This window comes from Cupriavidus sp. 01L43 (assembly GCF_056399925.1).
Genome location: NZ_JBFTSH010000004.1, coordinates 178,068 through 204,651, shown reverse-complemented (window position 1 = coordinate 204,651; position 26,584 = coordinate 178,068). Strand labels below are relative to the sequence as shown.

Sequence of the window (26,584 nt, the reverse complement as noted above, 5' to 3'; positions counted from 1 at the left end):
ATGATGACATCCCTAGTTGAAGCCGCTATCAAACAGCGGCTGGTGGTGTGCGTGATTGCCGTGGTGTTGTTCTTCTTCGGCCTGCGCGCTGCCAGCAAGCTGTCGGTCGATGCGTTCCCGGACGTGACCAACGTCCAGGTGCAGATCGCCACCGAAGCCACCGGGCGCTCGCCAGAGGAGGTGGAGCGCTTTGTCACGGTGCCCATCGAAATGTCGATGACCGGCCTGCCCGGCCTCGAGGAAATGCGCTCGCTGAACAAGGCGGGCCTGTCGCTGATCACGCTGGTGTTCACGGAGAAGACCGACGTCTACTTCGCGCGCCAGTTGGTGATGGAGCGGCTGATCGAGGTGGGCGGGCGCATGCCGGCAGACGTGACGCCGGTGCTCGGCCCCGTTTCCACGGGCCTGGGCGAGGTCTACCAGTACACGCTGGATCGCGCCGACGATGGCAACCGCGAACTGACGCAGGAGGAGCTGGCCGAGCGCCGCATCGCCCAGGACTGGGTGGTGCGGCCGCTGCTGCGCTCGATCCCCGGCGTGGCGGAAATCAACTCGCAGGGCGGCTACGTGCGGCAGTACCAGGCACTGGTCAACCCGGAGCGGATGCGCCACTACGGGGTCAACATCCAGCAGGTCTACCAGGCGCTGGCGCGCAACAACGCCAACTCGGGCGGCGGCGTGCTGCCGCACTATGCCGAGCAGTACCTGATTCGCGGCGTGGGCCTTGCCAAGGGCGTGGACGACATCGGCAGTATCGTGCTGAAGGAGGTCAACGGCACGCCAGTCTACCTGCGCGACGTGGCGCAGGTGACCATCGGCCACGAGGTGCGACAGGGCGCGCTGGTCAAGAACGGCCAGACCGAGGCCGTGGGCGGCATCGTGATGATGATGCGCGGCGGCAACGCCAAGGAAGTGGTCAGCCGCGTGAAGGCCCGCGTGGCCGAGATCAACGAGCGCGGCATGCTGCCCGGCAAGCTGCAGATCGTGCCGTACTACGACCGCAGCGAACTGGTGGACGCCGCGCTCTGGACCGTGACCAAGGTGCTGCTCGAAGGCGTGGTGCTGGTGGTGATCGTGCTGTTCCTGTTCCTTGGGGACGTGCGCTCGTCGGTGATTGTGCTGGCCACGCTGGTGCTCACGCCACTGATGACGTTCATCGTCATGAACAAGGTGGGGCTGTCGGCCAACCTGATGTCGCTCGGGGGGCTGGCCATCGCCATCGGCCTGATGGTGGATGGCTCCGTGGTGGTGGTGGAGAACGCGTTCGAGCGGCTGGGCCACGCCGAGAAATCGGGGCTGACCCGCACCGAGATCCTCGTCAAGGCGGTGCAGGAGGTGGCCACGCCGGTGATCGTGGGGGTAGGCATCATCATCCTGGTGTTCCTGCCGCTGATGACGCTGTCCGGCATGGAAGGCAAGATGTTCGCGCCGCTGGCTTTCACGATCTCGATTGCGCTGGCGATCTCGCTGTTCCTGTCGCTGACGCTGTCGCCGGTGCTGTCCGCCTACCTGCTCAAGGGCGGCGCCGAGCATGACACCAAGCTCATCGCGTTCATGAAGCGCAACTACCTGCGCATGCTGCACTGGGCGCTGCAGAACAGCAAGACCACCGTGCTGTCGGCGGTGGGGCTGTTCGTCGCGACGATCCTGATCGTGCCGCTGCTGGGTACCTCGTTCATCCCCGAGATGAAGGAGGGCTCCATCGTGCCCGCCATCGACCGTGTGCCGAACATCTCGCTGGAGGAGTCGATCAAGCTCGAGAAGATGGCCAACAAGCTGGTGCTGGAGGTGCCGGGCGTGAAGTCCGTGGTGTCCGGCGTGGGGCGGGGCGAGAGCCCGGCGGACCCGCAGGGCCAGAACGAGTCCACCCCCATCGCCAGCCTGAAGCCGCGCGACGAGTGGCCGGACGGCTGGACCCAGGACGACATCGCCAATGCCATCCGCGAGAAGCTCAAGGCCATTCCGGGCGTGCAGGTCGTGATGGCGCAGCCGATCTCGGACCGCGTGGACGAGATGGTCAGCGGCGTGCGTTCCGACGTGGCGGTAAAGATCTTCGGCGATGACCTCGACAAGCTGCGCGAGCTGGCCGGCGAGATCGCGCGCGTGGCGGGCGGCATCCAGGGCTCGCAGGACGTGCGGATCGAACGGATCTCGGGCCAGCAATACCTGTCGATCGAGATCGACCGGCAGGCGATTGCGCGCTACGGGCTGAACGTGTCGGACATCCACGACATCATCGAGATTGCCATCGGCGGCAAGCGCGCCACGGACATCTTCGAGGGCGAGCGCCGCTTCGCGGCGGCGGTGCGCCTGCCCGAGGACTTCCGTGACAACGTGCAGGCCATTCGCCAGCTATTGGTGCCGGCGCCGGGCGGCGTGCAGGTGCCGCTGGAGTCCGTGGCCAAGATCGAGGTCAGCGACGGCCCGGCGCAGATCAGCCGCGAAATGGCCAAGCGCCGCGTGGTGGTGATGATCAACGTGAAGGACCGCGACCTGGGCGGCTTCGTGGCCGAACTCCAGAGCGCGGCCGAGAGCAAGGTCAAGCTGCCCGAGGGCTACTACTTCGAGTGGGGCGGCCAGTTCCAGAACATGGAGCGCGCCATGGGCCACCTGAAGATCATCGTGCCGATCACCATCGCCGCGATTTTCTTCCTGCTGTTCCTGCTGTTCAACTCGCTGCGCTTTGCCACGCTGATCATCACGGTGCTGCCGTTCGCGTCAATCGGCGGGATCATCGGGCTGTTCGTGACGGGCGAGTACCTGTCCGTGCCGGCGTCCGTGGGCTTTATCGCGCTGTGGGGCATGGCGGTGCTGAACGGGGTGGTGCTGGTGTCGTACATCCGCACGCTGCGCGAGTCGGGCATGTCGCTGCGCAACGCGGTGGTGCGCGGCGCTACGCAGCGTTTCCGCCCGGTGATGATGACTGCGACTATCGCCATGCTGGGCCTGGTGCCGTTCCTGTTCTCGACCGGACCGGGCTCCGAGGTGCAGCGTCCGCTGGCCGTGGTGGTGATTGGCGGCCTGATCACCTCCACGCTGCTGACGCTGGTGATGGTGCCGGTGCTGTACCGCTGGTTCGACGACAGCAAGCCGGAGCCGCGCGACATGTCGGTGTAGGCGCGGTATGACGTTGGCCCTGACGTTGAGCCCTGACGTCGCAGTACAATGACGGCCGGCCGGCACGCCACGCGTGTCGGCCGTTTTTCGTTTTTCGGAGGGATTCCATGACGTTGCCGGTTTCACGGCAGGGGCGCCGCATGCTGGTGGCGCTGGCTGCTGCCACGCTCTCGACCTTCGCCTTCGCTACCGAGGCGCCCGTCAATATCGAACTGGGCCAGCGCGGCGGACGCCCCGAGGCACCCGAGGCACCCGTGGCCTGCATGGAGGCCGTCAAGGCCAGGCTGCCGAACCCCGACCGCTTCCGCTGGGTGCGCGGCACCACGCGGCGCGTGGCGGAGGACTTCTACAGCGTGGTCGGCAACGTCGAGTTCGTGAACCAGGCCGGCGAGACGCGCAAGGGCGACGCCCAGTGTGATGTCATGCGCGCGCCCGGCAACCAGTTCATCGTGCCGAAGGTACGGCTGCCCCAGTAAATACAAGGGTTTGCGAGCCGCCAAGATGACAATGCTGTCATCTTGGCGGCTTTTTCATTGGCGCGTCTTTACACGTACGGGACCATCTCCTAAGCTATTGTGTACGCTGTACACAAATAGGCAGCGACATCATCGACTGAATCAAACCGATCAACAGGAGACCGTTGCAATGCAGACCGAAACGACCAACGAACACCGCTGGCTGCAGAAGCTGGTGGGCAAATGGATGGCCGAAGGCGAGGCGGTGATGGGGCCGGACACCCCGCCGCAGAAGTGGAAGATTCCCGAACAGGTGGGCGCCGTGGGCGACCTCTGGGTGCAGGGCCGCTCCGAGGGCGAGATGCCCGGCTGCGGGCAGGCCGTCACGGTGATGACGCTGGGCTATGACCCCACGCGCAAGCACTTCGTGGGCACCTTCATCGGGTCGATGATGACCCACATGTGGATCTACGAGGGTGACCTCGAGGCCGATGGCCGCACGCTGACGCTGCGCGCCGATGGCCCGACCTTCACGCCGGAAGGCAAGCTGGTGCCGGGCAAGACCTCGAAATTCCGCGACGTGATCGCCTTCCAGGACGATGACAACCGCACGCTGACCTCATTCATGCAGGGCGATGACGGCGAATGGATGCAGATCATGCAGGCGCGGTATCGGCGGGAGAAGTAGGGCGCGGGGAGGGGCGTCGAAGCCGGACGCCTCAGACCCGGTCCAGTTCGTCGCTGTTCCACCAGGCGTCCAGCAGGGGCTGGAAGCGGTTGTCGGGCGCGGGCGGTATGCGCGTGCTCTTGCGCGCGGGCGGCAGTTCGCGCCCCGTCAGCTGGTAGTAGACGGCAGCCGGCAGGGTGCCCGGGCCGTAGGGCACATGGTCGATCACGCTCATCTGCCGCGCGGCCTTCAGCGCCCGGGTGGTCTCCTCCGGGGACAAGCCGCAGGCGTCGGCCAGCGCGTCGCGGCGCAGCGGACCCTCGCGCTGCAAACCGGCGATCAGCAGATGCACACATTGACGTGTATTCCGTTTCATAGGGGCGCATTTTTCCGCACCTGCCCCGCGCTGCACAATCCGGATTGACATTTGTTTGCAATCCGCCACGTCGTTTCGTGGCAGTTGCCCCACTGTAGTGGGAGATTTGGGGCCTTTTGGGCCACTTTTCGCCCAACGAGGCGGCGCGCGTTCCACTTCGGCCATGCCCCTCTTGCGCCAGCGTCGATACTGTATAAACATACAGTAATCGTCAATCTTCCGATGGCGCACGCCCGCCGCGTGTGCCGAATTCATCACCATGACTGCGCCCCCGCACATCCTGCCTGCCGAGGAGGATGGTGCGTCTCCACTGCCTTCGCCTCCCGAGCCCGTGCCCGATCACCGGGCCTCGGTGGCCGAACTCGAGCATCGCTACCCCGGCCTGTGGCGCGCCGGGCAACTGGGCCATGCCGGCCGGCTGCCCGTGTGCCCGAGCGGCTATGACGCGCTGGCGCAGGAGCTGCCCGGCGGGGGCTGGCCCGCTGGCGCGGTTACGGAGCTGCTGCTCGCGCACGATGGCGTGGGCGAACTGCGCCTGCTGATGCCGGCGTTGCGCACGCTGGCCGCGGCGGGGCGGCGGGTGGCGTTCGTCAATCCGCCTTATCTGCCGAATGCCGCCGGGCTGGCGGCGGGGCTGGCCGGCCTGCCGGCGCGCCAGCTCTACTGGGTACGGCCGCCGGCGGCCACCCCGCCGGCCTCGCGCCGCACGGACATGCTCTGGGCGGCCGAGCAGATGCTGCGCAGCCAGGCGTTCGGCGCGGTGCTGGTGTGGCTCGGCGCCGCGCGGCCCGAGGCGCTGCGCCGGCTTCAGGTGCTGGCCCAGGCCGGCGATACCGTGGTCTGGGTGCTGCGGCCCCTGCGCGTGCTCCAGGAATCGTCGCCGGCCGTGCTGCGGCTGGCGCTGTCGCCGTTGCCCGGCAACATGCTGTCGATTGCCTTCCACAAGCGCCGTGGCCCCGTGCGGGACGCGCCGCTGCAACTGTCGCTGGGCGGCATGGCGCACGTGCCCGCACGCATCGCCACGCCCGTCATTCCCACCGCTCCTGTCACCTCCACCGCGCCTTCCGTGGTGCCCCCTCATCATGCTGCCGACGTTCTGGATCGCGGTGCATCTGCCGCGCCTGCCGCTGGACGCGCTGCAACCGAGCTGGCCTGAGGCCGCCGGTGCGCCGTCCGTCCCCGCCTCCGGCACGCTGCAACAGGCGCTGCCCGTGGCGGTGATGGCGCACGAGCGCGTGGTGCTGGCCAACGGCCCGGCCGTGGCCCTCGGTGTGGCGTACGGCATGCGGCGCGGCGGCGTGCAGGCGCTGTCGGCGGAGGTCGTGCAACTGGAGCGCAGCCTCCCGGCCGAAGAGGCGTTGATGACCGACGTGGCGCTGACGCTGCTCCACTTCACGCCGGCCGTGACGATCGACCCGGATGCCGAATCGGCCACCGTGATGCTCGACGTCACCGCCAGCCTGCGCCTGTTCGGCGGGCACCGCGCGCTGTGCCGTGCCATCCGCGCGCGGGTGCGGCAGCTCGGCACGTTCGCGCAACTGGGCTGCGGCACCACGGCGCAGGGCGCGGCCTGGCTCGCCCGGCAGCCGCTGCGCCGGACGCGGCGCGGGATCGTGCGGCCCGCGCGCCGCGCCATCCAGCCTGCCCGCATGACGCGCCTGCTCGATGCCCTGCCCGTGGCGTGCCTGCAGACGCTGGCCGATCCGGGCTGGCTCGAGGGCGTGGGCTGCCGCACGCTGGGGCAGGTGAGGCAGTTGCCGCGCGCGGGACTGTCGCGCCGCATCGGCACGGCACTGCTGGCGCGGCTCGATCAGGCTTACGATCAGGCGCCGGCCGGGTTTGCATGGTTCGAGGCGCCGCCCGCCTTCGCGCAGCGGATGGAGCTGCCGGGGCGCATCGAAGCGGCCGACGGGGTGCTGGCCGGCGCGCAGCGGCTGCTGCTGGCGCTGTCCGGCTGGCTGGCGGCGCAGCAGGCCGGCGTTACGCGCTGCGTGCTGGTGCTGGAGCACGAGCGCTACCGGCTGGGCGAGGACATGGACAGCACGCTCGTGCCGCTGGGCCTGGCGCAGCCCAGCCGTGACCCGGTGCACCTGTCGAAGCTGCTGCGCGAGAAGCTCGACAAGGTGCGCTTCCACGCGCCCGTGGGCGGCCTGGCGCTGCGCGTGGAGGCGATGGAGACCTGCCTGCCGCAGAGCGATTCGCTGTTCCCGGAGCCCGGCGCGGCGCCGGCCGAACTGGGCCGGCTGATCGATACGCTGATGGCCCGCCTCGGCCGCGACAACGTGCTGCAGCCTCGCCCGCTGGCCGACCATCGCCCCGAATGTGCCAACCAGTGGGGCCCGGTGGACGAGCCGCCGCCCCGCGCGCCCGCCACCGGCACGCTGCCGCCCGAACGGCCGCTGTGGCTGCTGGAGGCGCCCCGGCCGCTGCGCGTGCAGCGGCACCGGCCCGTCTACGAAGGCCCGCTGGTCATGCTCACCCGCCCCGAGCGCATCGAAGCCGGCTGGTGGGATGGCGGACTGGCCACGCGCGACTATTTCATCGCCGAACGGGCGGACGGGCTGCGCTGCTGGGTCTATCGCGAGCGCCCCGGCCATCCCACCCGCAGCGGGCAGGAAGAGGGCGGCGAATACCGCTGGTTCCTGCACGGGCTGTTCGCCTGATTTCGCCTGAATATTCCTGACGTTTTCCACATGCTGTCGTCGCTTCCCGGCCTCTCCTCGCTGCTGCCCTCGCTGCCCGATTACGCGGAGCTGCACTGTGTGTCGAACTTCACGTTCCTCACCGGCGCCTCGCATCCGCAGGAACTGATCGCGCGCGCATTCCAGCTCGGCTACAGCGGGCTGGCGCTGACCGACGAGTGCTCGGTGGCGGGCACGGCGCGCGCGCATCACGCCATCAAGGTGCTGCGCGAGGAGATGTGGGAGGCCGTGGCGCGCAGCGCCCGCCGGCTGGCGGCGGGGCAGGCGGACGGCGAGTTCGATGATGCCGAGCTGGTCCATGCCTTCACACCCGATGGAATGGAGGGGATGGACGATGTGGACGACATGGAGGAGGGCGACCCCGACGCCTTGCCGCTCATCGGCGACCACCCGGACGACCACCCGGGCGACCACCCGGACGACGACCCCGATGCCGCCGCGCACCGCCACCGCGTGCTGGAGGCGCGCGCCGCCGCCGCCGATGCGTTCAACGTGATCCTCGGCAGCCGCTTCACGCTGACGGCCTCCCCCGGGCAGCCCCCCGAGCCCTATGCCATGCCCATGCCGCCCCCGCGCCTGCTGCTGCTGGCGCAGAACCGCGAGGGCTTCGGCAATCTCTGCGAGTTCATCACGCTGGGGCGCACGCGGGCCGAGAAGGGCAGCTATCTGCTGTATCCGTCCGACCTCGCCAGCCCCGAGCCGGATCAGGCGCACCTGCGCGGCATGCCCGATTGCCTCGCCATCCTGCTGCCCGACTACTGCGCCGATCCCGATGTGCTGCGCGCGCAGGCGCTGTGGTGCCGGGAGACGTTCGGCACGCGCGTGTGGATCGCGCTGGAACTGCTGCAGGGCCATGCCGAGGCGCTGCATCGCACCCGGCTCCAGGCCGTGTCGGCGGAAACCGGCGTGCCGCTGGTAGCGGCGGGCGCCGTGACCATGCACGTGCGCTCGCGCAAGCCGCTGGCCGACGTGCTGACCGCCATCCGGCTCGGCCAGCCGCTGCCCGCCTGCGGCATGGCGCTGGCGCCCAATGCCGAGGCGCACCTGCGCATGCGGCAGGTGGTGTCGCGGCTCTATCCGCGCGAGGCGCTGGCGCAGACGCTGAAGATCGCCGATCAGTGCCGGTTCTCGCTGGACACGCTGCGCTACGAATACCCCGAGGAACTGGTGCCCGACGGCGAGACGCCGATCAGCTACCTGCGCAAGGAGGTGGAGCGGGGCAGCCGCGAGCGCTTTCCGCACGGCATGGAGCCCGAGTGGGAGGCGCAGCTTGAGGGCGAACTCGAACTGATCGAGGAAAAGCACTACGAGCCGTTCTTCCTGACCGTGCACGACATCGTGCGCTTCGCGCGCCAGCGCGGCATCCTGTGCCAGGGCCGGGGCTCGGCCGCCAACTCGCTGGTCTGCTACTGCCTGAATATCACCGAGGTGAGCCCGGAGCAGGCCAACCTGCTGTTCGGCCGATTCCTCTCGCGCGAGCGCGACGAGCCGCCCGATATCGACGTCGATTTCGAGCACCAGCGGCGCGAGGAGGTGATCCAGTACATCTACGAGAAGTACGGCCGGCATCGGGCCGCGCTGGCGGCGTCGCTGATCACCTATCGCTCCCGTAGCGCGCTGCGGGACGTGGGGCGCGCGCTCGGCATCGACCCGAGCGTGGTGGAGCAGGTGGTCAAGGGCCAGGCGTGGTGGGATGGCGGCACGGCGTTCCTGGAGCGCATTACGCGCTACGGCCTGGACCCCGACTCCCCGGCCGTGCGGCAATGGGCGAGCCTGACCGAGCAGCTGCGCGGCTTTCCCCGCCATCTGTCGCAGCACGTGGGCGGCTTCGTGATCGCGCGGCACAAGCTGTCGCGGCTGGTGCCGATCGAGAACGCGGCCATGGCCGACCGCAGCGTGATCCAGTGGGACAAGGACGACCTCGAATCGCTGGGGCTGCTCAAGGTGGATGTGCTCGCGCTCGGCATGCTCACCGCCATCCGGCGCGCGCTGGCGATGATCCCGAATCCCGAGCCCGAGCGGGCCGGGCTGCCGTGCCGCATGGAAGACCTGCCCGAGACCGACGACGCCACCTACGACATGATCTGCAAGGCGGATACCGTGGGCGTGTTCCAGATCGAGTCGCGCGCGCAGCAGTCGATGCTGCCGCGCCTGCAGCCGCGCAAATATTACGACCTCGTGGTGGAGGTGGCCATCGTGAGGCCGGGGCCGATCCAGGGCGGCATGGTGCACCCCTACCTCAAGCGGCGCGAGGCGCTGCGCCGCACCGGCAAGCTGCCGACCTACTTCAACGACGTGATCCGCCGCGTGCTGGGCCGCACGCTGGGCGTGCCGATCTTCCAGGAGCAGGTGATGCAGCTCGCCATCGACGCGGCCGGTTTCACGCCGGGGCAGGCAGACCAGCTGCGCCGCTCGATGGCGGCGTGGCGGCGGCGCGGCGATCTCAAGAAGCACCAGGATGCGCTGGTGCGCGCGCTGACCACGCGCGGCTATCCGGAGTCCTTCGCGCTGGCCATCTGCAAGCAGATCGAGGGGTTTGGCGAGTACGGCTTCCCGGAGAGCCACGCGGCGAGCTTCGCGAAGCTGGTCTACGTGAGCGCGTGGCTCAAGTGCCATCATCCCGATGCCTTCCTGTGCGGCCTGCTGAACAGCCACCCGATGGGCTTCTATTCGCCGTCGCAACTGGTGCAGGACGCGCGCCGGCATGACGTGGTGACGCAGCCCGTGGACGTGACCGTCAGCGGCTGGGAGAGCGCGCTGGAGGCCCGCCGCCCCGGCCAGCGCTACCGCGACGTGCGGCTGGGGCTGGGCCGCGTGCGCGGCATGCGCGAGGATGCCGCGCTGCGCATCGAGGCGGCGCGGGCCGAACGGCCGTTCGAGAGCGTGGAAGACCTGGCGCGGCGCGCGGGGCTGGACAAGCACGACATCGACGTCCTGGCGGCGGCCGACGCGCTGGTGTCGCTGGCCGGCCACCGGCGCCAGGCGCGTTGGCTGGCGCGCGGCGCGGCGGTGCAGTCCGTGCACCGCGACCTGCTGCACGAGGCACCCCCGGCCGAAGCCGAGCTGCTGCTGCCCGAGCCGAAGATCGGCGAAGACGTGGCCGCCGACTACGCCAGCCTGGGGCTCTCCCTGAAATGCCACCCGCTGACCCTGCTGCGCCGCCGCCTGACGGCGCTCAAGTTCCTCACGGCGCAGCAGCTATCGCGGCTGGGCAACGGCCGCCGCGTGCGCGCGTGCGGCATCGTCACGGTGCGCCAGCGCCCCTCCACGGCCAACGGCACCATTTTTACCTCCATCGAGGACGAAACCGGGCCGATCAACGTGATCATCTGGCCCGACCTGGTGGAGCGGCAGCGCAAGGAGGTGCTCGGCGCCAAGCTGCTGGGCGTGATCGGCACCTGGCAAAGGCAGGGCGAGGTCAGGCACCTGGTGGCGCAGGAACTGGTCGACCTGAGCCCGCTGCTGGGCAAGCTGATGGCGGAGAGCCGGGATTTTCATTGAGGGATGGCCGGCGAGCATCGTATCCGTCGCCCGTAGCACCTACACTTAGGCAACCGCGCCGCGATCGGCCAGCACGATCTGCCCGGTTTTTCGGCTTTCCCCCACCTCAACGAGGAGATGCGTCATGGCAACATCGCCCAATCCGTTTACCGATTTCACCAAGTTGCTCGAACAGTACAAGCTGCCCGGCGTCGACATGACGGCGGTGATCGAAGCCCGGCGCAAGGATATCGACGCCATCACGGAGGCCAACAAGATTGCCTACGAAGGCATGCAGGCGCTGGTGCAAAAGCAGGCCGAGATCCTGAGCCAGAGCATGCAGGAGATTCAGGCCGCGGCCCAGAAGCTGACCGCCGGCGGCGATCCTGCCGCGGCCATGGCCCGGCAGGGCGAGTTCGTCCAGCAAGGCTTGCAGACGGCGTTCAACAACATGCGCGAACTGGCGGAAATGGCCCAGAAATCGCAAGCGGAAGCGCTGGCCGTGATGACCCAGCGCGCCGAGCAGAACATCGAAGAGGCCAAGCGGCTGATGAAAATGCCCGGGAAGTAAGCGACGGGTAACGACGATCCGGGCCCGGCCGGGGGTGCCCGCCCAGGCCCGCTCAGGCCCGCTCAGGCCCGCACCGGCAGCCGGGGCGTGAACCGCAGGTGCTGGATCTCGCCGCCCTTGCCCACCAGGATCGTGGCCTCGGGGATCTCCTCCCAGACGCCTTGCACGTCGATCAGGGGCTCGGACAGCACCAGAAAGGCGTCGTCGCCGGCGGCGATGATGCGCGGGTCTTCCGGATAGAGCGCCCGTAGCTGCCGGAACGAGGTGCTGTGGAACAGCGAGCGCGACGCGTTTTCGCTGGAATAGCGCACGGCCACGATCTGCTGGCCGTCCATGACGCAAACGGTCATGTTCAGCGGGTGCTCCACGTCGTGGCGATGCCCCACCTCCTCGATCAGGCCGGCCATCTGCTCCAGCGCGCCGCGCGGGTCGCGCTCCAGCCCGAACGTCAGCGCCAGGAAGAACATCACCTCGGAGTCGGTCGAACCCTCGATCCAGCGGAACAGATGCGGCGCCACCGCCATCATCAGGTCGCGCCGCACCAGCGGAAAGTCGCGGATCAGCCCGTTGTGGACGAACAGCCAGCGCCCGAAGCGGAACGGGTGACAGTTGGTTTCCTGGGTGGGCGTGCCGGTGGCCGCACGGATATGGGCGACGAACAGCGGCGCCCGCACCGCCCGGGCGGCCTCGCGCAGGTTGGTGTCGCTCCACGCCGGGTGCAGGCCGCGATAGCGGAACGGCAACTCCGAATGCCGCCCGTACCAGCCCACGCCGAAGCCGTCGCCATTGGTCGTGGTGTGGCCCAGCCGGGAGTTCAGGCTCTGGTCGATCAGGGAGTGCTCGGGCTGGAACAACACAGCCTCGAGCGGGACGGAACGGCCGGAATAGGCCAGCCAGCGGCACATGGGGGCGTCTCCTGTGTGTGGGCTCTCCACTTCAGGATAGCAACTACGCGCGTGTTGTGACGGATGCGACCGATGGTAGTCGTGCTGCGGCGCAATATCGGGCCGCGTTAGGTCTTCTCCGGCATGGCCGACGAATGGTGGCTGGTGATCAGCCACTGCGTGCCGTCCCAGCGGTAGGTGTAGGTGTAGCGCGCCTTCACCGTGGCGCCGGTTCGGGCGAAGGTGAAGGTGTAGAGCCCGGCATCCACGGCGGTGTTGCAGCCGATTTCGATGGTGCGGAAGTCGATCTTGCCGGACGGCCCGCTCTGCAGGAAGTGGGTGAAGTAGTCCTCTTTCTCGGCCGGTGTCACGCGCGGCTTGTTGGACACCGTGGCCAGCAGGATCGATCGTTCCGCGTAGTTGGCCACCACCTTGCGGGGGTCGCCGGTCTGCAGGGAGCGGTTCCAGCGGTCGAACAGGGCCGAGATTTCCTGCTCGGAGGTCGCCTTGCAGTTCTCCGTGCGCGACGCCTGTGTGCTGCCGGGCGTACCCGGGCTCGTGGCGCAGCCGGCAAGCAGCAGGGCCAGCGCAGCAGCAATCTGGTAGCGCGCCATGACGGTCTCCTCAGGCCCGGGATTGAGCCTTGAATACTAGGCGTGGGCGCGGCAGGTGACGGCGCCGGGGCTGGCGAGTCTGTGCGGTAGCACACGGATGGCGGGGGCGCCGGCCTTGACGTGGCGCGCTACAACTCCAGCACCAACTTCCCGCCGCCCACCGCGCGCGAGCAGCAGGCCATCATCCGGCTGTTCGCCTCGCGTTCGCCGCGCGTGAGCACCACGTCGCGATGGTCGATCTGGCCCGCCAGCACGCGCACCTCGCAGGAGCCGCACAGGCCTTCCTCGCAATCGCTCTGCACGTCGATGTTGGCGCAGCGCAGCGCGGTGAGCAGCGTCTGGTGGGCGGGCACCTCCACTGTCAGGCCGGAATCCTTGAGTTCGACGGTGAACGGCTGTTCGCGCGACGGATCGAGCGTGCCGAGCGCCGACACGAAGTGCTCCACGCGCAGCGCATCCTCCGGCCACGCGGCGCAGTGGTCTTCCAGTGCCGCGATCATGCGCGCCGGGCCGCAGGCGTAGATCTGCGTCTGCGGGTCGGGCGTGCCGAGCAGCGCGGCGAAGTCCGCGCGCTGGCCTTCGTCGCCCGCATGGACGTGCAGCCGGTTGCCATGCAGCGCGGCCAGTTCCTCGCGCAGGGCCATGCTGGCGCGCGAGCGGCCGCAGTAGTGGAACGTATAGTCGATGCCCAGGTCGCGGGCCCGCCGCGCCATCGTGCTGACCGGCGTCACGCCGATGCCGCCGGCGATGAAGATCGCCTTGCGGCAGCCCTCGTCGAGCCGGAAATGATTGCGCGGGCCACGAATGCGGAGCCGGTCTCCGGCGCGCAGCACGTCATGGACCCAGGCCGAGCCGCCCCGGCTATCGACCTCACGCAGCACGGCGATCTCGAAGGCGCCCGCGTCGGCCGGATCGCCGCACAGCGAATACTGGCGCGAAATCCCCGTATGGCCGCACTCCACGTCGATGTGCGCACCCGGCGCCCAGCGCGGCAGCACCTTGCCATCGGGCGCCACCAGCCGCAGCCGCACCACGTTGTCCGCCACGGGGTCGATCCGCTCTACCACCACAGTGCGGGCGATGGCTTGCCCGGAGGGCTCGCCAATCCGCACGGCGTCGCGCCAGGTCAGCACGGACGGATCGGTGCGCTCGGGATTGCGCGCCGGGTCCCATTCGACCCAGAGATGCTCCGGCCCCCGGAACGAGGTGTTCGGCACGTAGCTGAACGACTGCTCGGCCAGCCGCAGATGGGGCAGCCGGCGCGTCAGCTCCTCCAGAAAGACCTGCATCTCCATGCGCGCGAGGTTCTTGCCCATGCACTGGTGCGAGCCGTAGCCGAAGGTCAGCTGGTCGCTGGCATTGTCCCGGCGGATGTCGAACAGGTCCGCATCGGCGAAATGCCGTTCGTCGTGATTGGCGGACGAGGTGACGATCAGCAGCTTGCTGCCGGCCGGCAGGGCGATGCCGCCGACCTGCGCATCCCGCGTGACCAGCCTGCGCCAGGCCGCCACCGAGCCGTTGTGGCGCAGGCATTCCTCCACCGCATTGGGGATCAGCGCCGGGTCCGCGCAGATCTCGCGCCAGGCATCCGGGTGCTGGAGCAGCAGCTTGATCGCGTTGGCGGACGCATTGGCCGTGGTCTCGTGCGCCGCCACGATGCCCGCCATCATCATCGAATGGAGGTAGGAGTCGGTGACCACCTCGGGCAGCTCGCGCTGCTTGCGCAGGCCGTACTGCATCCAGCCGGGCGCGTCCGGGTTCTCGCGCATCTTGTCGAGGATCTTGCCGGCGAGCTGCCAGAAATTGCCTACCGCGTGCGCCACGGCCACCTGCTCCTCGGGCTTGGGGCGGCCCCAGGTGTTCACCGTATGGGCGATCGAATACTGGCGCAGCCGGTCCATGTCCTCTTCGGGCACGCCGAGGAAGTGCAGCGCCACGGTCAGGGGCACTTCCCAGAGCATCTGGTCGACCAGGTCAGCGCGTCCGCTGTCGATGAATCGATCGACGTATTCGCGCGTCAGTTGCCGCACCATCGGCTCATGGTGGGCCAGTTCGGCGGGCGTGAACGGCTCCATCAGCGCGCGGCGGCGCGGCATGTGGGCTGGCTCATCCTCGTTGACCAGCGTGCGGTTCATCGCATAGCCGTAGGTGGCCAGCACCGCGTTGGCCTCGTCGCCCGTGGGCGTGATCTTCTCCAGGGCGATGGACGGGCTGAAGGTCAGGTTGTCCCGGAAGATCGCCTTGATGTCGTCATAGCGCGTGACCACCCAGTAGCCCAGCTTCGGGCTGTAGAACACCGGTTCCTGCTCGCGCGACCAGCGCACGTAGTCGGGCGGGTCCTGCTGGTAGCCGTCCTCGAACGGATCGAACGTGGCCGCGTGGGCGCTCACGGGGCAGCCGTTGGGCGCCCGCAGCGCGGTGTGGTCGATGGGACAACCGCCCGGGCGGGCGGCGGTGGCGGAGGACGAGGACGACGGGGGCGTGGCGGATGACGACATACAGCGAACCTCAGTTATCGAGCGTGATCTTCAGGTCGTGGATCAGCTTGGTCCAGCGCGCAATCTCGCTGCGCAGCAGCTCGCTGTATTGCGCCGGGGTGTTGCCGACCGGCTCCACGCCGAAATCGACCAGCTTCTTATGGATGGCCGGCTCCTTGACGGCCGCCACCACCTGCTTGTTCAGCGTGGCGATCACCTCGGGCGGCGTGGCCGCCGGCACGACCATGCCGACCAGCGCGGCGGCTTCCACGTTCCGGTAGCCGAGTTCGGCGAAAGTCGGCACGTCCGGCAGTTGCGGCAGGCGCGTGGCGTTGGCCACGGCCAGCGGGCGCACCTTGCCGCCCTTGATGAAGCCGGCGCCGGCGGCGTAGTCGACCATCATCGCGGGAATCTGGCCGGCCGCCACGTCGGACAGCGCGGGCGCCGCACCGCGATACGGCGCGTGGGTCATGGTCAGCTGGGCCTCCACCTTGAGCAGTTCCATGGCCAGGTGGTGCGGGCTGCCGGCCCCGGCGGACCCGTAGTTCACGCCGCCCGGCGCGGCCTTGACCTGGGCGATGAACTCCTGCGCGGTCTTGGCGGTGGTGCCCGGCCCAACCACCAGGATCATCGGGAAGCGGCCCAGCAGCGTCACCGGCGCGAGGTCCTTGGCGGGGTTGTACGACAGCGTCTTGTAGAGCGCCGGGTTGAAGACCAGCGTGCCGTTATCGGCCGAGAGCACCGTGTAGCCATCGGCTGCCGCCCGCGCCGTCTCGGACGCGCCAATCGCCGTGTTGCCGCCCGGCTTGTTGTCCACCACCACGGGCTGGCCGACCTTGGCGGAGAGCCCCTGCCCGATGGTGCGGGCGAGGAAGTCCGAGCCGCCGCCAGCCGGGTAGGGCACGATCCAGCGGATCGGCTTGCTCGGATAGGCGTCGGCGGCGTGGGCCGAAGGGAAGGCAGCGGAAAACGCAAAGGTCAGGGATGCCGCGATGAGGCCGGCAGCGCGATGGCGGGGCATGGGTGCTTGTCTCCTTGGTATTTGGCCGGATAGTATGTGGCCTTGTTTTGCGTAAATCATATACGCAATGCGTAATCGTTGAATGGGGGTTAACCCAACGCCATGCCAGCCATACCCGACATTCCCGGGAGTCCTGAGCCCGAAGCCCGCCCCCGCGAACGCCGCCAGCGCGTGCAGGCCGCCGAGACCGGCATGGCCGTGCTCAAGGGGCTGGCGCGCCTGGGCGGCCGTGCCAGCCTGACGGCCATCGCGGCCCATATCGACGAAAGTCCGGCCAAGGTGCATCGCTACCTGGCGAGCCTGATCGAGGAAGGGCTGGTGGCGCAGGAGAGCGGCACGCAGCAGTACCACCTGGGGCTGGAGGCGCTCCAGATCGGGCTGGCCGCGATGCGGCAGTCCGACCCAATTCGGCTGGCCGAGGCGTCGCTGATCCGGCTGCGCGAGCGGCTGGAGATCACCTGTTTCATCTCGGTGATGGGCAACAAGGGGCCGACCATCGTCCGGTTCGAGGAACCGGCTCTGCCGGTGACCGTGAACGTGCGGGTGGGATCGGTGATGCCGCTGCTGTGGTCGGCCACGGGCCGCGTGTTCCTGGGTTTGCTCGACGACCAGCGCGTGCAGGCGCTGGCGGAGGCGGAACTGCAGGCGGCCACGCCGGAGCAGCGCGCGCTGCTTGACGCCCAGGACCCGCTCGGCCCGCTACGCGCGGCGGTGCGCGCCGATGGCTGCGCGGCCGTGCGCGATACCAATCTGAAGGGGATCAGCGCCGTGGCGGCGCCGGTGCGGGACTACACGGGGCGGGTGTGCGCGGTGCTGACCGCGCTGGGTGCCACGGGCGGCTTCGACCCATCGATCGACGGGCCGACCGGCCGCGCGGTGCGCGAGGAAGCGGCGGCGGTGAGCACCTTGCTGGGCTTCGCCGCCTGATTCCTGCCTGATTCCTGCGCCCGGGAAAGGGTCTTACTCGGGACGCTTGGGGATGTTCACCGCGCGCTGCACGGCGGGGCGGGCCAGGAAGGCGTCCAGCACACGGCGCACTTCGGTGAAGTCGTCGAATCCGACGAGGCTGCCGGCCTCGTAGAAACCGACCAGATTGCGCACCCACGGGAAGGTGGTCATGTCGGCAATCGTGTAGTCATCGCCCATGATCCACTGCCGGCCCTTGAGCCGCTCGTTGAGCACGCCCAGCAGCCGGCGCGACTCCGCGACGTAGCGGTCACGCGGCCGCTTGTCCTCGTAGTCCTTGCCGGCGAACTTGTGGAAGAAGCCGATCTGGCCAAACATCGGCCCGATGCCGCCCATCTGGAACATGACCCACTGAATCGTCTCGTAGCGGACCGCCGGGTCCGTGGACATGAACTTGCCGGTCTTCTCGGCCAGGTAGATCAGGATCGCGCCCGACTCGAACAGCGCCAGCGGCTTGCCGCCCGGCCCATTCGGGTCGAGGATCGCCGGGATCTTGTTGTTCGGGTTCAGCGACAGGAACTCGGGCGTGGTCTGGTCATCCTTGTCGAAACGCACCAGATGCGGCTCGTAGGGCAGGCCCAGCTCCTCCAGCATCAGCGAAACCTTGATGCCGTTGGGGGTGTTCAGCGAATACAACTGCAGGCGCTCGGGATGCTGCGCCGGCCACTTGCGGGTGATCGGGAAGGCGGACAAATCTGCTGCGGCCATGCACGGGCTCCTGTCGGAATCTTGGGAAGATCCGCGATGGTAAACCGGATGGCGGAATGCTGCCGGGGCGAATCCAGCGCACTCTAGAAAACAAAACAGGCCGCAAGAGCGGCCCGATCTGTTTCGCATGCTGCACAAGCGGAAAGGCTTTCACCCCTTCAACACGTCCCCGATCGCACTCGCCACCACCCCCACATTGCGCTCGTTCAGCCCCGCCACGCACATGCGGCCGGAACGGAGGATGTACACGCCGTGCTCGGCCTTCAGGCGTTCGACCTGATCGGCGGAGAGGCCGGTGTAGGTGAACATGCCGCGCTGGGTGATGTAGCGGGAGAGGGCCTCGCCGCTGACGTGGTCGCGCAGTTTGTCGTGGATGGCCTGGCGCATGTGGGCGATGCGCTCGCACATGGCGGCCAGTTCCTGCTCCCAGCTGGCGCGCAGGGCGGGCGTGGTCAGGACGCGGGCGACGACGCGGGCGCCGTGGGTGGGCGGGTTGCTGTAGTTGGCGCGCACGGCGCCGGTGAGCTGGCCCAGCACGCGGCTGGCTTCGTCGGCGCTCTGGCAGATCACGCTCAGGCCGCCGCAACGCTCGCCGTACAGCGAGAAGTTCTTCGAGAACGAGTTGGCCACCAGCGCCGGCACGTTCTGGCGGGCCAGTTCGCGCACGGCGAAGGCGTCGTCGTCGAGCCCCGCGCCAAAGCCCTGGTAGGCCATGTCCACGAAGGGCAGCAGCTTGCGCGCCTTGAGCACCGCGATGACCTGGCGCCACTGGTCCTGGTTCAGGTCCACGCCGGTCGGGTTGTGGCAGCAGGCGTGCAGCAGCACGATGCCACCTTGCGGAATGGCTTCGATGGCCGCGAGCATGGCGTCGAACTGCAGGCCGCCCGTGGCGGGGTCGTAGTACGGGTACGCATTGACCTGGAAGCCGGCGCGCTCGAAGACCACGCGGTGGTTCTCCCAGCTCGGGTCGCTGATCCACATCTGCGCGGTGGGGAAGTAGCGCTTCAGGAAGTCGGCGCCCACGCGCAGCGCGCCGGAGCCGCCCAGCGTTTGCACCGTGGCGACGCGGCCTTCGGCGCGGGCCGCGCAGTCTTCGCCGAACACCAGCGCCTGCACGGCCTGGCGGTAGCCGGGAATGCCGGCCATCGGCAGGTAGGGGCGCGGGCCCATGTCCGCGAGCAGCGCGGCTTCGGCTTCGGCCACGGCCTGCATCACCGGCAGGCGGCCTTCGCCGTCGAAATAGATGCCGATGCTCAGGTTGACCTTGTTGGTACGCGGGTCCTGCTGGAAGTCCTCGTTGAGCGAGAGGATCGGATCGCCCGGAAAGGCTTCGATGTGTTCGAACATGGGAAAGCTCTGGCTGTGTTTCAGGGGGCGGAGACTCATTGCGCCTGCACGCTCGGGGCGCGCAGCGCGGCGGCGGCGTTCTTTTGCCGGAGGCGATAGCTTACGCCAAGTACGCCAAGCCATACCGGAATCAGGTAGACCGAGATCCGCAGGCCGGGTGTCAGATACATCACATAAAGGATGCCGGCGAGGAAGGCGAGGGTCAGGTAGTTGGTCAGCGGATAGCCCAGGCTCTGGAAGCGCGTGGTCTGGCCGGCCAGGCGCTTGTCGCGGCGGAATTTCAGGTGAATCAGGCTGATCATGGCCCAGTTGATGATCAGGGCCGATACCACCAGGCCCATCAGCAGCTCGAAGGCTTCGCCCGGCATGAAGTAGTTGATCAGCACGCAGGCGCCGGTGGCCAGCGCGGACACGCCCAGCGCGGCCAGCGGAATGCCGCGGCGGTTCACCTTCATCAGCGCCTTGGGTGCGTTGCCCTGCTGCGCCAGGCCCAGCAGCATGCGGCTGTTGCAGTAGACGCCGCTGTTATAGACCGACAGCGCCGCCGTCAGCACCACCAGGTTCAGCACATGGGCCACCGCCGCGCTATCCAGCGCGTGGAAGATCAGCACGAACGGGCTGCCGCCGGTGACGACCTTCTCCCACGGGTAGAGCGACAGCAGCACCGCCAGCGCGCCCACGTAGAAAATCAGGATGCGGTAGATCACCTGATTGGTGGCCTTGGGGATGCTCTTCGCGGGGTTGTCCGCCTCGGCGGCGGTAATGCCCACCAGTTCCAGGCCGCCGAACGAGAACATGATCACGGCCATCGCCATCACCAGGCCGCCCAGCCCGTTCGGGAAGAAGCCGCCGTGCTGCCACAGGTTGGCCACGGAGGCCTCCGGGCCCGCGCCGCCGGACATCAGCAGATAGCCGCCAAAGCCGATCATGCCGACGATGGCCGCCACCTTGATGATCGAGAACCAGAATTCCATCTCGCCGAACGACTTCACGCTCGACAGGTTGATTACGTTGATCAGCACGAAGAACGCCAGCGCGGAGATCCACGTGGGCAGCTCCGGCCACCAGTACTGCACGTAGATGCCCACGGCCGACAGCTCGGCCATGCTCACCAGGATGTAGAGCACCCAGTAATTCCAGCCGGACATGAACCCGGCGAAGTGGCCGCAGTATTTATTGGCGAAGTAGCTGAAGGAGCCGGCGACGGGCTCATCCACCACCATCTCGCCAAGCTGGCGCATGATGAAAAACGCGACGATGCCGGCCAGCGCGTAGCCGAGCAGCACGGCCGGGCCGGCCATCTTGATGGTCTGGGCGATGCCCAGGAACAGCCCGGTGCCGATGGCGCCACCAAGGGCAATCAGCTGGATGTGACGATTCTTCAGGCCACGCTGAAGCGTGCCGTCCTGTTGGGGGGCGTGCATGGGTTTGTGTCCTCTACCTATCTGGCCACTCTGGTGGAATGGCGATCACGTCTCTTTTGACCCGGGAGGTCGGACGCTATGAAAAGGCCGCCGGCGCGGGTAGCTCCGGCGGCGGGGAGGGGTCAGGCGTCCCGGGAGGACGCCGGACCAGGTGAAACAGGTGAAACGGGAAACGGAGGGAGGGTCAGACCTTGAGCGTGCCGCGCTCGATCTGGTCGCGCTCGAGCGATTCGAAGAGCGCCTTGAAGTTGCCTTCGCCGAAGCCTTCGTCGCCGGCACGCTGGATGTATTCGAAGAACACCGGGCCCAGCGCGGCCTTCGAGAAGATCTGGAGCAGCAGGCGGGGCTTGCCGCCCTCGGTGGTGCCGTCCAGCAGGATGCCGCGCGCCTTGAGCTGGTCCACCGGCTGGCCGTGGTCCGGCAGGCGGTTGGCCAGCGCGTCGTAGTAATAGTCGTTCGGCGCCGTCATCAGCTCCACGCCGGCCAGTTGCAGGTTGTCGATGACCTCGATCAGGTTGTCCGTCAGGAAGGCGATGTGCTGGATGCCCTCGCCATTGAACGCCATCAGGAATTCCTCGATCTGGCCGCTGCCCTTGGACGACTCCTCGTTCAGCGGAATGCGGATCTTGCCGTCCGGCGCCGTCATCGCCTTCGAGGTCAGGCCGGTGTACTCGCCCTGGATGTCGAAGTAGCGGATTTCGCGGAAGTTGAACAGCCGTTCGTAGAAGTTCGCCCAGTAGGCCATGCGGCCACGGTAGACGTTGTGCGTCAGGTGATCGATCAGGCGCAGGCCATGGCCCACCGGGCGGCGGTCCACACCGTCCAGGAATTCGAAGTCGATGTCATAGATCGACTTGCCGTCCTCGAAGCGGTCGATCAGGTACAGCGGTGCGCCGCCGATGCCCTTGATCGCGGGCAGGCGCAGCTCCATCGGGCCCGTGGCGATCTCGATCGGCTGGGCGCCCAGCATCAGCGCGCGGTTGTACGCCTTGTGGGAGTCCTTCACGCGGAAGGCCATGCCGCAGGCGCTCGGGCCGTGCTCGGCGGCGAAATAGGCGGCCTCGCTGTGCGGCTCGTTGTTGATGACGAAATTGATGTCGCCCTGGCGGTACAGCAGCACATCCTTGGAGCGGTGGCGGGCCACCAGCGAGAAGCCCATCTTTTCGAACAGGGGCTCCAGAACGTTCGGCGTCGGCGAAGCGAATTCGACGAACTCGAAGCCCATCAGCTGCATCGGGTTTTCAAAGAGATCGGCCATGGTGTGCTCTACAAGGAAGTGGGGGCAAGGGAGTCCAGCAGGGGGCTGGCAATCGTATTTCAGCGACTTTCAAAGCCGTCCGAACTGGAATCGAGTGTATAACCCGCGCCAGTAAATAGGATTTCGTTCGGGACGCAGGGAAACCCTGAAATATGAGATAAGATTTCGCAAAATCGCGCTTTGAGGAAACGGAAATGCAGAATACCGAGCTAGACCGCACGGATCGCCGCTTGCTGGGGGTGCTGCAGGAGAACGGACGGGCCAGCAATCTGGAACTGGCGGAGGCGATCAGCCTGTCTCCGGCGCAGACGCTGCGGCGTCACCGGCGCCTGGAGGAGAACGGCATCATCAAGCGCTACGAGGCGCGGCTGGACAGCACCGCGCTGGGCTTTGGCGTCACCGCGTTCATCCATGTGACGATGGAGCGCGGTCATATCCGCGACCTGTCGAAGTTCAAGGGGCTGGTGGCGGAACTCGCCCAGATCCAGGAGTGCTTCTCCGTCACCGGCGATATCGACTACGTGCTGAAGGTGGTGGCCAAGGATCTGAAGTCGCTGTCCGACTTCCTGCTGGACACGCTGATGCGCATTCCCGGCGTGAGCGGGGTCAAGTCCAGCGTCTGCCTGGACGAGATCAAGTGCACCAGCGCGATGCCGCTGGAGGCTTGATCTATGTGATCAGTGCGTCACTGACGCGCCGTCGATCTGCGCCATCGCCTCGGCAATCGCCTGCGCGTCGGCAGGGCGCACCAGCCGGGCCACTTCCTGGCCATCGCGCAGGAACACCAGCGTCGGCCACAGCTTCACGCGGAACGCGCGGCCGAGCGGGCGCCCGCTGCCGTCTTCGACCTTGATGTGCTGGATGGACGGATGCTTGCCGAACGCGGCCTCGATCAGCGGCTGGGCGCGCATGCAGAAGCCGCACCACGGCGCGCCGAACTCCAGCAGCGTGGCACCCGGCAGCGCGTCGATCTCCGCGCGGGTGGGCTCGGTGGCGGCAAAGGCCTTGGTCATGCTCATTCTTGGGTCTCCGTCGAGGCTTACCCCCTTTGGGGCAAGTAAGGGCAAGCGAGAACCGCGCCAGAGGCGCTGCCGTCATTCTGCCAGTGGCAGCGCCGCCGCGTGCAGCGTGCCGATACCGGTTTTTGCCATCGGCGCGACAGATTTACGTGCCGGGGTGTCGATTTCCCACCACGCCGGCAGCAGCGCCTGCACTTCCGGCCGGCCGAAGCGGTCGTCGATCAGCCACACCACGCCCCGATCCTCACGCGTGCGGATGACCCGCCCGGCGGCCTGCACCACCTTGCGCAGCCCCGGATACAGGTAGGCATAGGCGTAGCCGTCGCCAAACGCGGACGCCATGCGCTCGCGCAACTGCTCGTTCACATCATTGACCTGCGGCAACCCCAGTGTGGCCACGAAGGCGCCGATCAGACGGTCGCCGGGCAGGTCCACGCCTTCCGAGAACACCCCGCCCAGCACCGCGAAGCCGATGCCGCGCCCGCCCGGCGCGAACTGCCCGAGAAACGCCGCTTGCCCCGCCTCGTCCATGCCGCGCGCCTGGGCCCAGATCGGAATCTCCGGATGCTGCGCGGCCAGCAGATCGGCAGCCTGGCGCAGGTAGTCGTGGCTGCTGAAGAAGGCGAGGTAGTTACCGGGCCGCCGCGCGTACTGGTCGGCCATCAACTGCACGATGGCCGGCAGCGAGCGCTGGCGCTGGGTATAGCGCGTGGAGATATGGCGGGCGATGTGCACGTCGAGCTGGTCTGCGTGGAAGGGCGAGGGCACCTCCACCCAGACCGCGCTGGCGGGCAGGCCGAGCATGTCGGTGTAGTAGTCCGCCGGCTGGAGCGTGGCCGAGAACAGCGTGGTGGCATGCGCGCCGGCAAAGCGCGGACGCAGGAACGGCGCGGGCAGCAGGTTGCGCACGCAGAGCTGGGCCTGCACGCCGCCGCGCGGGCCGGGCGTGCGCGTGATCTCGAACAGCGAGTGCTGGCCGCCGTGGTCGGGTAGCTGTTCGGTCAGGCGCAGGAAGTGCAGGGCGTCGAAGTAGAAGCGCTCCAGCGTGGCGTCGTGCTGGCCGGGATGGGCGCTCAGATGTTCGAGGATCGCGCCGCATAGGTGGGCCAGCGCCTCCACCAGCGCGGTGGGGGCAGTCGAGTGGGTTTCGAAGTTCGCGCGGGTTGACGATTCGGCCCGCGCCAGCGCCTGCCATGCACGATGGAGGCGGTTCACCGGCCGCGACAGCGCCTTGGGCGCAGCCAGCCGCGCGCCCCGGAAGGCCGCGGGGTCGAGGGTGGCCGTGTACATGGCGCGACCGCGCTCCACCAGATTGTGGGCCTCGTCCACCAGCACGCTGGCGCGCCAGCCGTTCAGCACGGTCAGCGCGTACAGCATGGCGCTGCGGTCGAAGTAGTAGTTGTAGTCCGCCACGACCAGATCGCTCCAGCGGATCATCTCCTGGGCGAGGTAGTAGGGGCAGACGCTGTGCTGGCGGGCGATCCCGCGCACGGCGTCCCGGTCGAGCAGCGGCACGGCGGCGGCTTCGCGGGCGGCGGGCAGGCGGTCGTAGAAGCCCTGCGCGAGCGGGCAGGATTCGCCGTGGCAGGCCAGATCGGGGTGTTCGCACGCCTTGTCGCGGGCGGTCAGCTCCAGCACGCGCAGGGGCAATGGGTCGCAACCCCGGTCGCCCTCGCCCCGAAGTTGTGCGGCGGCCTGCAATGCCACCGCGCGGCCCGTGGTGCGGGCGGAGAGGAAGAACAGCTTGTCGAGGCGCTGCCCTGGCATCGACTTCAGCGCCGGAAACACCGTGCCGATCGACTTGCCGATGCCCGTGGGCGCCTGCGCCAGCAGCGTGCGCGCCGCCACATTGGCCTTGTAGACCGACTCCGCCAGCACGCGCTGGCCGGGCCGGAAATCGCCATGCGGGAAGGTCAGCGCCACCAGCCCGGCATCGCGTGCCTGACGGTGGGCGATCTCGCGCTCGGCCCATTGCAGGAAGCGTCGGCAACTGGCCTCGAAGAAGGCACGCAGCGTGGCGGCGTCGTGGCGCTCCTGCTCCACGCGTTCGCGCTGGCTCAGGATGTCGAAATAGACCACGGCGATGTCGATCTCGGCCAGCCCACGCGTCTGGCATAGCAGCCAGCCGTAGACCTTGGCCTGCGCCCAGTGCAGTGCCCGGTGGTTGGCGGGCACCTCGACGCCTTCGCCGCGCACCGTCTTGATTTCCTCGAGGCGATTGGCGGTGGGGTCGTAGCCATCGGCGCGGCCCCGCACGTGCAGCCCTTCGAACGTGCCGGAGAGGGACACCTCGGCCTCATAGCCCGCGCCGCGCCGGCCCGTGACCACGCCGTGGCCGGCCACGCCTTCCTGCGCGGTGGGCGAAGGCGTGAAGCGCAGGTCGAGGTCACCCGCCTTGGCTGTGAACTCGCACAGCGCCCGCACGGCAACCGTGTAGCGGGGCAGAGCACGCGATTCTGGGGTGGATGTGGCGGACAAGGCGCAGCAGGCAAGGGCAACGAAAGAACTGTATAAATATACAGTCTTTGCGCCGGAAGGAAAGCACGCGACGCTATCGAAACCTGCTGAAACTTGCCGATGGCGTTGCCACTTCGCACAGGAGAGCCGATGTCCCGCTTCAAGATCGCCACCTTCAATATCAACGGCATTCGCACCCGCCTGCCGGCGCTGCTGGACTGGCTGGCGCGCGAGGCGCCCGACGTGGCCTGTCTCCAGGAACTGAAGACCATCGACACGGCGTTTCCGATCGACGAGATCCGCGCCGCCGGCTACGGCGCCATCTGGCACGGGCAGAAGTCCTGGAACGGCGTGGCCATCCTCGCCCGTGGCACGGACCCGATCGAAGCGCGCCGCGGCCTGCCCGGCGACGAGGCCGACACCCACAGCCGCTACCTGGAAGCTGCCATCAACGGCGTGCTGGTGGCCTGCCTCTACCTGCCGAACGGCAACCCGCAGCCGGGACCGAAGTTCGACTACAAGCTGGCGTGGTTCGAACGCCTGATCCGTCACGCACAGGGTTTGTATGACAGCGGCCACCCGGTGGTGCTGGCCGGCGACTTCAACGTGGTGCCGACCGACGAAGACATCTACAACCCACGCTCGTGGCTCAAGGACGCGCTGCTGCAGCCTGAGAGCCGGGAGTGCTACCGCCGCCTGTTGGCGCAAGGCTGGACGGACGCCCTGCGCACGCGCTACCCGGACGAGCGCATCTACACCTTCTGGGATTACTTCCGCCAGCACTGGCAGACCAACTCGGGGCTGCGCATCGACCATCTGTTGCTGAATGCCGAACTGGCGCCGCGCATGGTCGATGCCGGTGTGGACAAATGGGTGCGGGGCGAAGAGCGCGCGAGCGATCACGCGCCGACATGGATCGAACTGGATCTGGGGGAGGTGCCGGCGAAGAAGGTCGCGGCAAAGAAAGTGGCAGCCAGGAAAGCGCCAGCCAAAACGACAAAGGCGCCCGCCGCAAAGCGACGGGCGCCACGCGCCTGATTC

21 protein-coding genes are annotated in these 26,584 nt (G+C 68.0%); 10 read left to right on the top strand and 11 right to left on the bottom strand.

Going from position 1 to position 26,584, the window contains the following annotated elements:
- The 3 genes from AC1DP9_RS09745 (at position 1) to AC1DP9_RS09735 (ending at position 4,260) form a co-directional block, all read left to right on the top strand.
- Entirely contained in the window at positions 1 to 3,117 is a 3,117-nt protein-coding gene (locus AC1DP9_RS09745) for an efflux RND transporter permease subunit (RefSeq protein WP_477107210.1), read from the top strand.
- A 107-nt stretch (positions 3,118 to 3,224) separates the two neighbouring features.
- Positions 3,225 to 3,593, top strand: a complete 369-nt coding sequence (locus AC1DP9_RS09740; RefSeq protein ID WP_143093892.1) for a DUF2880 domain-containing protein — start codon at positions 3,225 to 3,227, stop codon at positions 3,591 to 3,593.
- 169 nt (positions 3,594 to 3,762) lie between these two features.
- Positions 3,763 to 4,260, top strand: a complete 498-nt coding sequence (locus AC1DP9_RS09735; RefSeq protein WP_092294728.1) for a DUF1579 domain-containing protein — start codon at positions 3,763 to 3,765, stop codon at positions 4,258 to 4,260.
- A gap of 31 nt (positions 4,261 to 4,291) precedes the next feature.
- Here the strand turns inward: AC1DP9_RS09735 and AC1DP9_RS09730 are convergent, their stop codons facing one another.
- Positions 4,292 to 4,615 (bottom strand): hypothetical protein, encoded by a 324-nt coding sequence (locus AC1DP9_RS09730; protein ID WP_477107209.1) that lies wholly within the window; start codon positions 4,613 to 4,615, stop codon positions 4,292 to 4,294.
- Between the two features lie 259 nt (positions 4,616 to 4,874).
- Between AC1DP9_RS09730 and imuA the strand changes: the two genes are divergently transcribed.
- From imuA to AC1DP9_RS09710, 4 genes are all read left to right on the top strand, one after another.
- On the top strand, positions 4,875 to 5,771 hold the full coding sequence (gene imuA, locus AC1DP9_RS09725; protein WP_477107208.1) for a translesion DNA synthesis-associated protein ImuA: 897 nt from the start codon (positions 4,875 to 4,877) through the stop codon (positions 5,769 to 5,771).
- Positions 5,698 to 7,278 (top strand): Y-family DNA polymerase, encoded by a 1,581-nt coding sequence (locus AC1DP9_RS09720; RefSeq protein WP_477107207.1) that lies wholly within the window; start codon positions 5,698 to 5,700, stop codon positions 7,276 to 7,278. Before imuA ends, AC1DP9_RS09720 begins: the two co-directional genes overlap by 74 nt.
- A 30-nt stretch (positions 7,279 to 7,308) precedes the next feature.
- A complete protein-coding gene (locus tag AC1DP9_RS09715; protein WP_477107206.1) occupies positions 7,309 to 10,818 on the top strand; it encodes an error-prone DNA polymerase in 3,510 nt (1,169 codons plus the stop codon).
- 124 nt (positions 10,819 to 10,942) lie between these two features.
- Positions 10,943 to 11,368 (top strand): phasin family protein, encoded by a 426-nt coding sequence (locus tag AC1DP9_RS09710; protein WP_092294736.1) that lies wholly within the window; start codon positions 10,943 to 10,945, stop codon positions 11,366 to 11,368.
- 62 nt (positions 11,369 to 11,430) lie between these two features.
- Here AC1DP9_RS09710 and AC1DP9_RS09705 read toward each other — a convergent pair whose 3' ends face one another.
- The 4 genes from AC1DP9_RS09705 to AC1DP9_RS09690 all read right to left on the bottom strand — a co-directional run bounded on the left by AC1DP9_RS09705 (position 11,431) and on the right by AC1DP9_RS09690 (position 16,364).
- On the bottom strand, positions 11,431 to 12,273 hold the full coding sequence (locus tag AC1DP9_RS09705; protein ID WP_092294738.1) for a class II glutamine amidotransferase: 843 nt from the start codon (positions 12,271 to 12,273) through the stop codon (positions 11,431 to 11,433).
- A 107-nt stretch (positions 12,274 to 12,380) separates the two neighbouring features.
- Positions 12,381 to 12,866 (bottom strand): DUF4440 domain-containing protein, encoded by a 486-nt coding sequence (locus tag AC1DP9_RS09700; RefSeq protein ID WP_092294740.1) that lies wholly within the window; start codon positions 12,864 to 12,866, stop codon positions 12,381 to 12,383.
- Positions 12,867 to 12,994: 128 nt separating this feature from the next.
- Positions 12,995 to 15,364 (bottom strand): cytochrome P450, encoded by a 2,370-nt coding sequence (locus tag AC1DP9_RS09695; RefSeq protein ID WP_477107205.1) that lies wholly within the window; start codon positions 15,362 to 15,364, stop codon positions 12,995 to 12,997.
- Positions 15,365 to 15,374: 10 nt separating this feature from the next.
- Entirely contained in the window at positions 15,375 to 16,364 is a 990-nt protein-coding gene (locus AC1DP9_RS09690) for a Bug family tripartite tricarboxylate transporter substrate binding protein (RefSeq protein ID WP_477107204.1), read from the bottom strand.
- 102 nt (positions 16,365 to 16,466) lie between these two features.
- Between AC1DP9_RS09690 and AC1DP9_RS09685 the strand changes: the two genes are divergently transcribed.
- On the top strand, positions 16,467 to 17,291 hold the full coding sequence (locus tag AC1DP9_RS09685) for an IclR family transcriptional regulator (protein ID WP_441592782.1): 825 nt from the start codon (positions 16,467 to 16,469) through the stop codon (positions 17,289 to 17,291).
- 33 nt (positions 17,292 to 17,324) lie between these two features.
- Here AC1DP9_RS09685 and AC1DP9_RS09680 read toward each other — a convergent pair whose 3' ends face one another.
- From AC1DP9_RS09680 to hppD, 4 genes are all read right to left on the bottom strand, one after another.
- Entirely contained in the window at positions 17,325 to 18,038 is a 714-nt protein-coding gene (locus tag AC1DP9_RS09680; protein WP_477107203.1) for a glutathione S-transferase N-terminal domain-containing protein, read from the bottom strand.
- A gap of 150 nt (positions 18,039 to 18,188) precedes the next feature.
- Positions 18,189 to 19,385 (bottom strand): amino acid aminotransferase, encoded by a 1,197-nt coding sequence (locus AC1DP9_RS09675; RefSeq protein ID WP_092294749.1) that lies wholly within the window; start codon positions 19,383 to 19,385, stop codon positions 18,189 to 18,191.
- A gap of 35 nt (positions 19,386 to 19,420) precedes the next feature.
- A complete protein-coding gene (locus AC1DP9_RS09670) occupies positions 19,421 to 20,809 on the bottom strand; it encodes an amino acid permease (RefSeq protein ID WP_477107202.1) in 1,389 nt (462 codons plus the stop codon).
- A 184-nt stretch (positions 20,810 to 20,993) separates the two neighbouring features.
- Positions 20,994 to 22,067 (bottom strand): 4-hydroxyphenylpyruvate dioxygenase, encoded by a 1,074-nt coding sequence (hppD, locus tag AC1DP9_RS09665; RefSeq protein WP_092294752.1) that lies wholly within the window; start codon positions 22,065 to 22,067, stop codon positions 20,994 to 20,996.
- Positions 22,068 to 22,261: 194 nt separating this feature from the next.
- Between hppD and AC1DP9_RS09660 the strand changes: the two genes are divergently transcribed.
- Complete coding sequence (locus AC1DP9_RS09660) at positions 22,262 to 22,735, top strand: Lrp/AsnC family transcriptional regulator (RefSeq protein WP_092294753.1); 474 nt, start codon at positions 22,262 to 22,264, stop codon at positions 22,733 to 22,735.
- A 9-nt stretch (positions 22,736 to 22,744) separates the two neighbouring features.
- Here AC1DP9_RS09660 and AC1DP9_RS09655 read toward each other — a convergent pair whose 3' ends face one another.
- Positions 22,745 to 23,086, bottom strand: a complete 342-nt coding sequence (locus AC1DP9_RS09655; protein WP_441592781.1) for a thioredoxin family protein — start codon at positions 23,084 to 23,086, stop codon at positions 22,745 to 22,747.
- Positions 23,087 to 23,161: 75 nt separating this feature from the next.
- Positions 23,162 to 25,564 carry an ATP-dependent DNA helicase gene (locus AC1DP9_RS09650; protein WP_477107201.1) on the bottom strand — a complete coding sequence of 801 codons (2,403 nt, stop codon included), beginning with the start codon at positions 25,562 to 25,564 and terminating at the stop codon, positions 23,162 to 23,164.
- A 129-nt stretch (positions 25,565 to 25,693) separates the two neighbouring features.
- On the opposite strand from AC1DP9_RS09650, the gene xth reads away from it, so the two are divergent.
- Complete coding sequence (xth, locus tag AC1DP9_RS09645) at positions 25,694 to 26,581, top strand: exodeoxyribonuclease III (RefSeq protein WP_477107200.1); 888 nt, start codon at positions 25,694 to 25,696, stop codon at positions 26,579 to 26,581.
- The last annotated feature ends 3 nt before the right edge of the window (positions 26,582 to 26,584 follow it).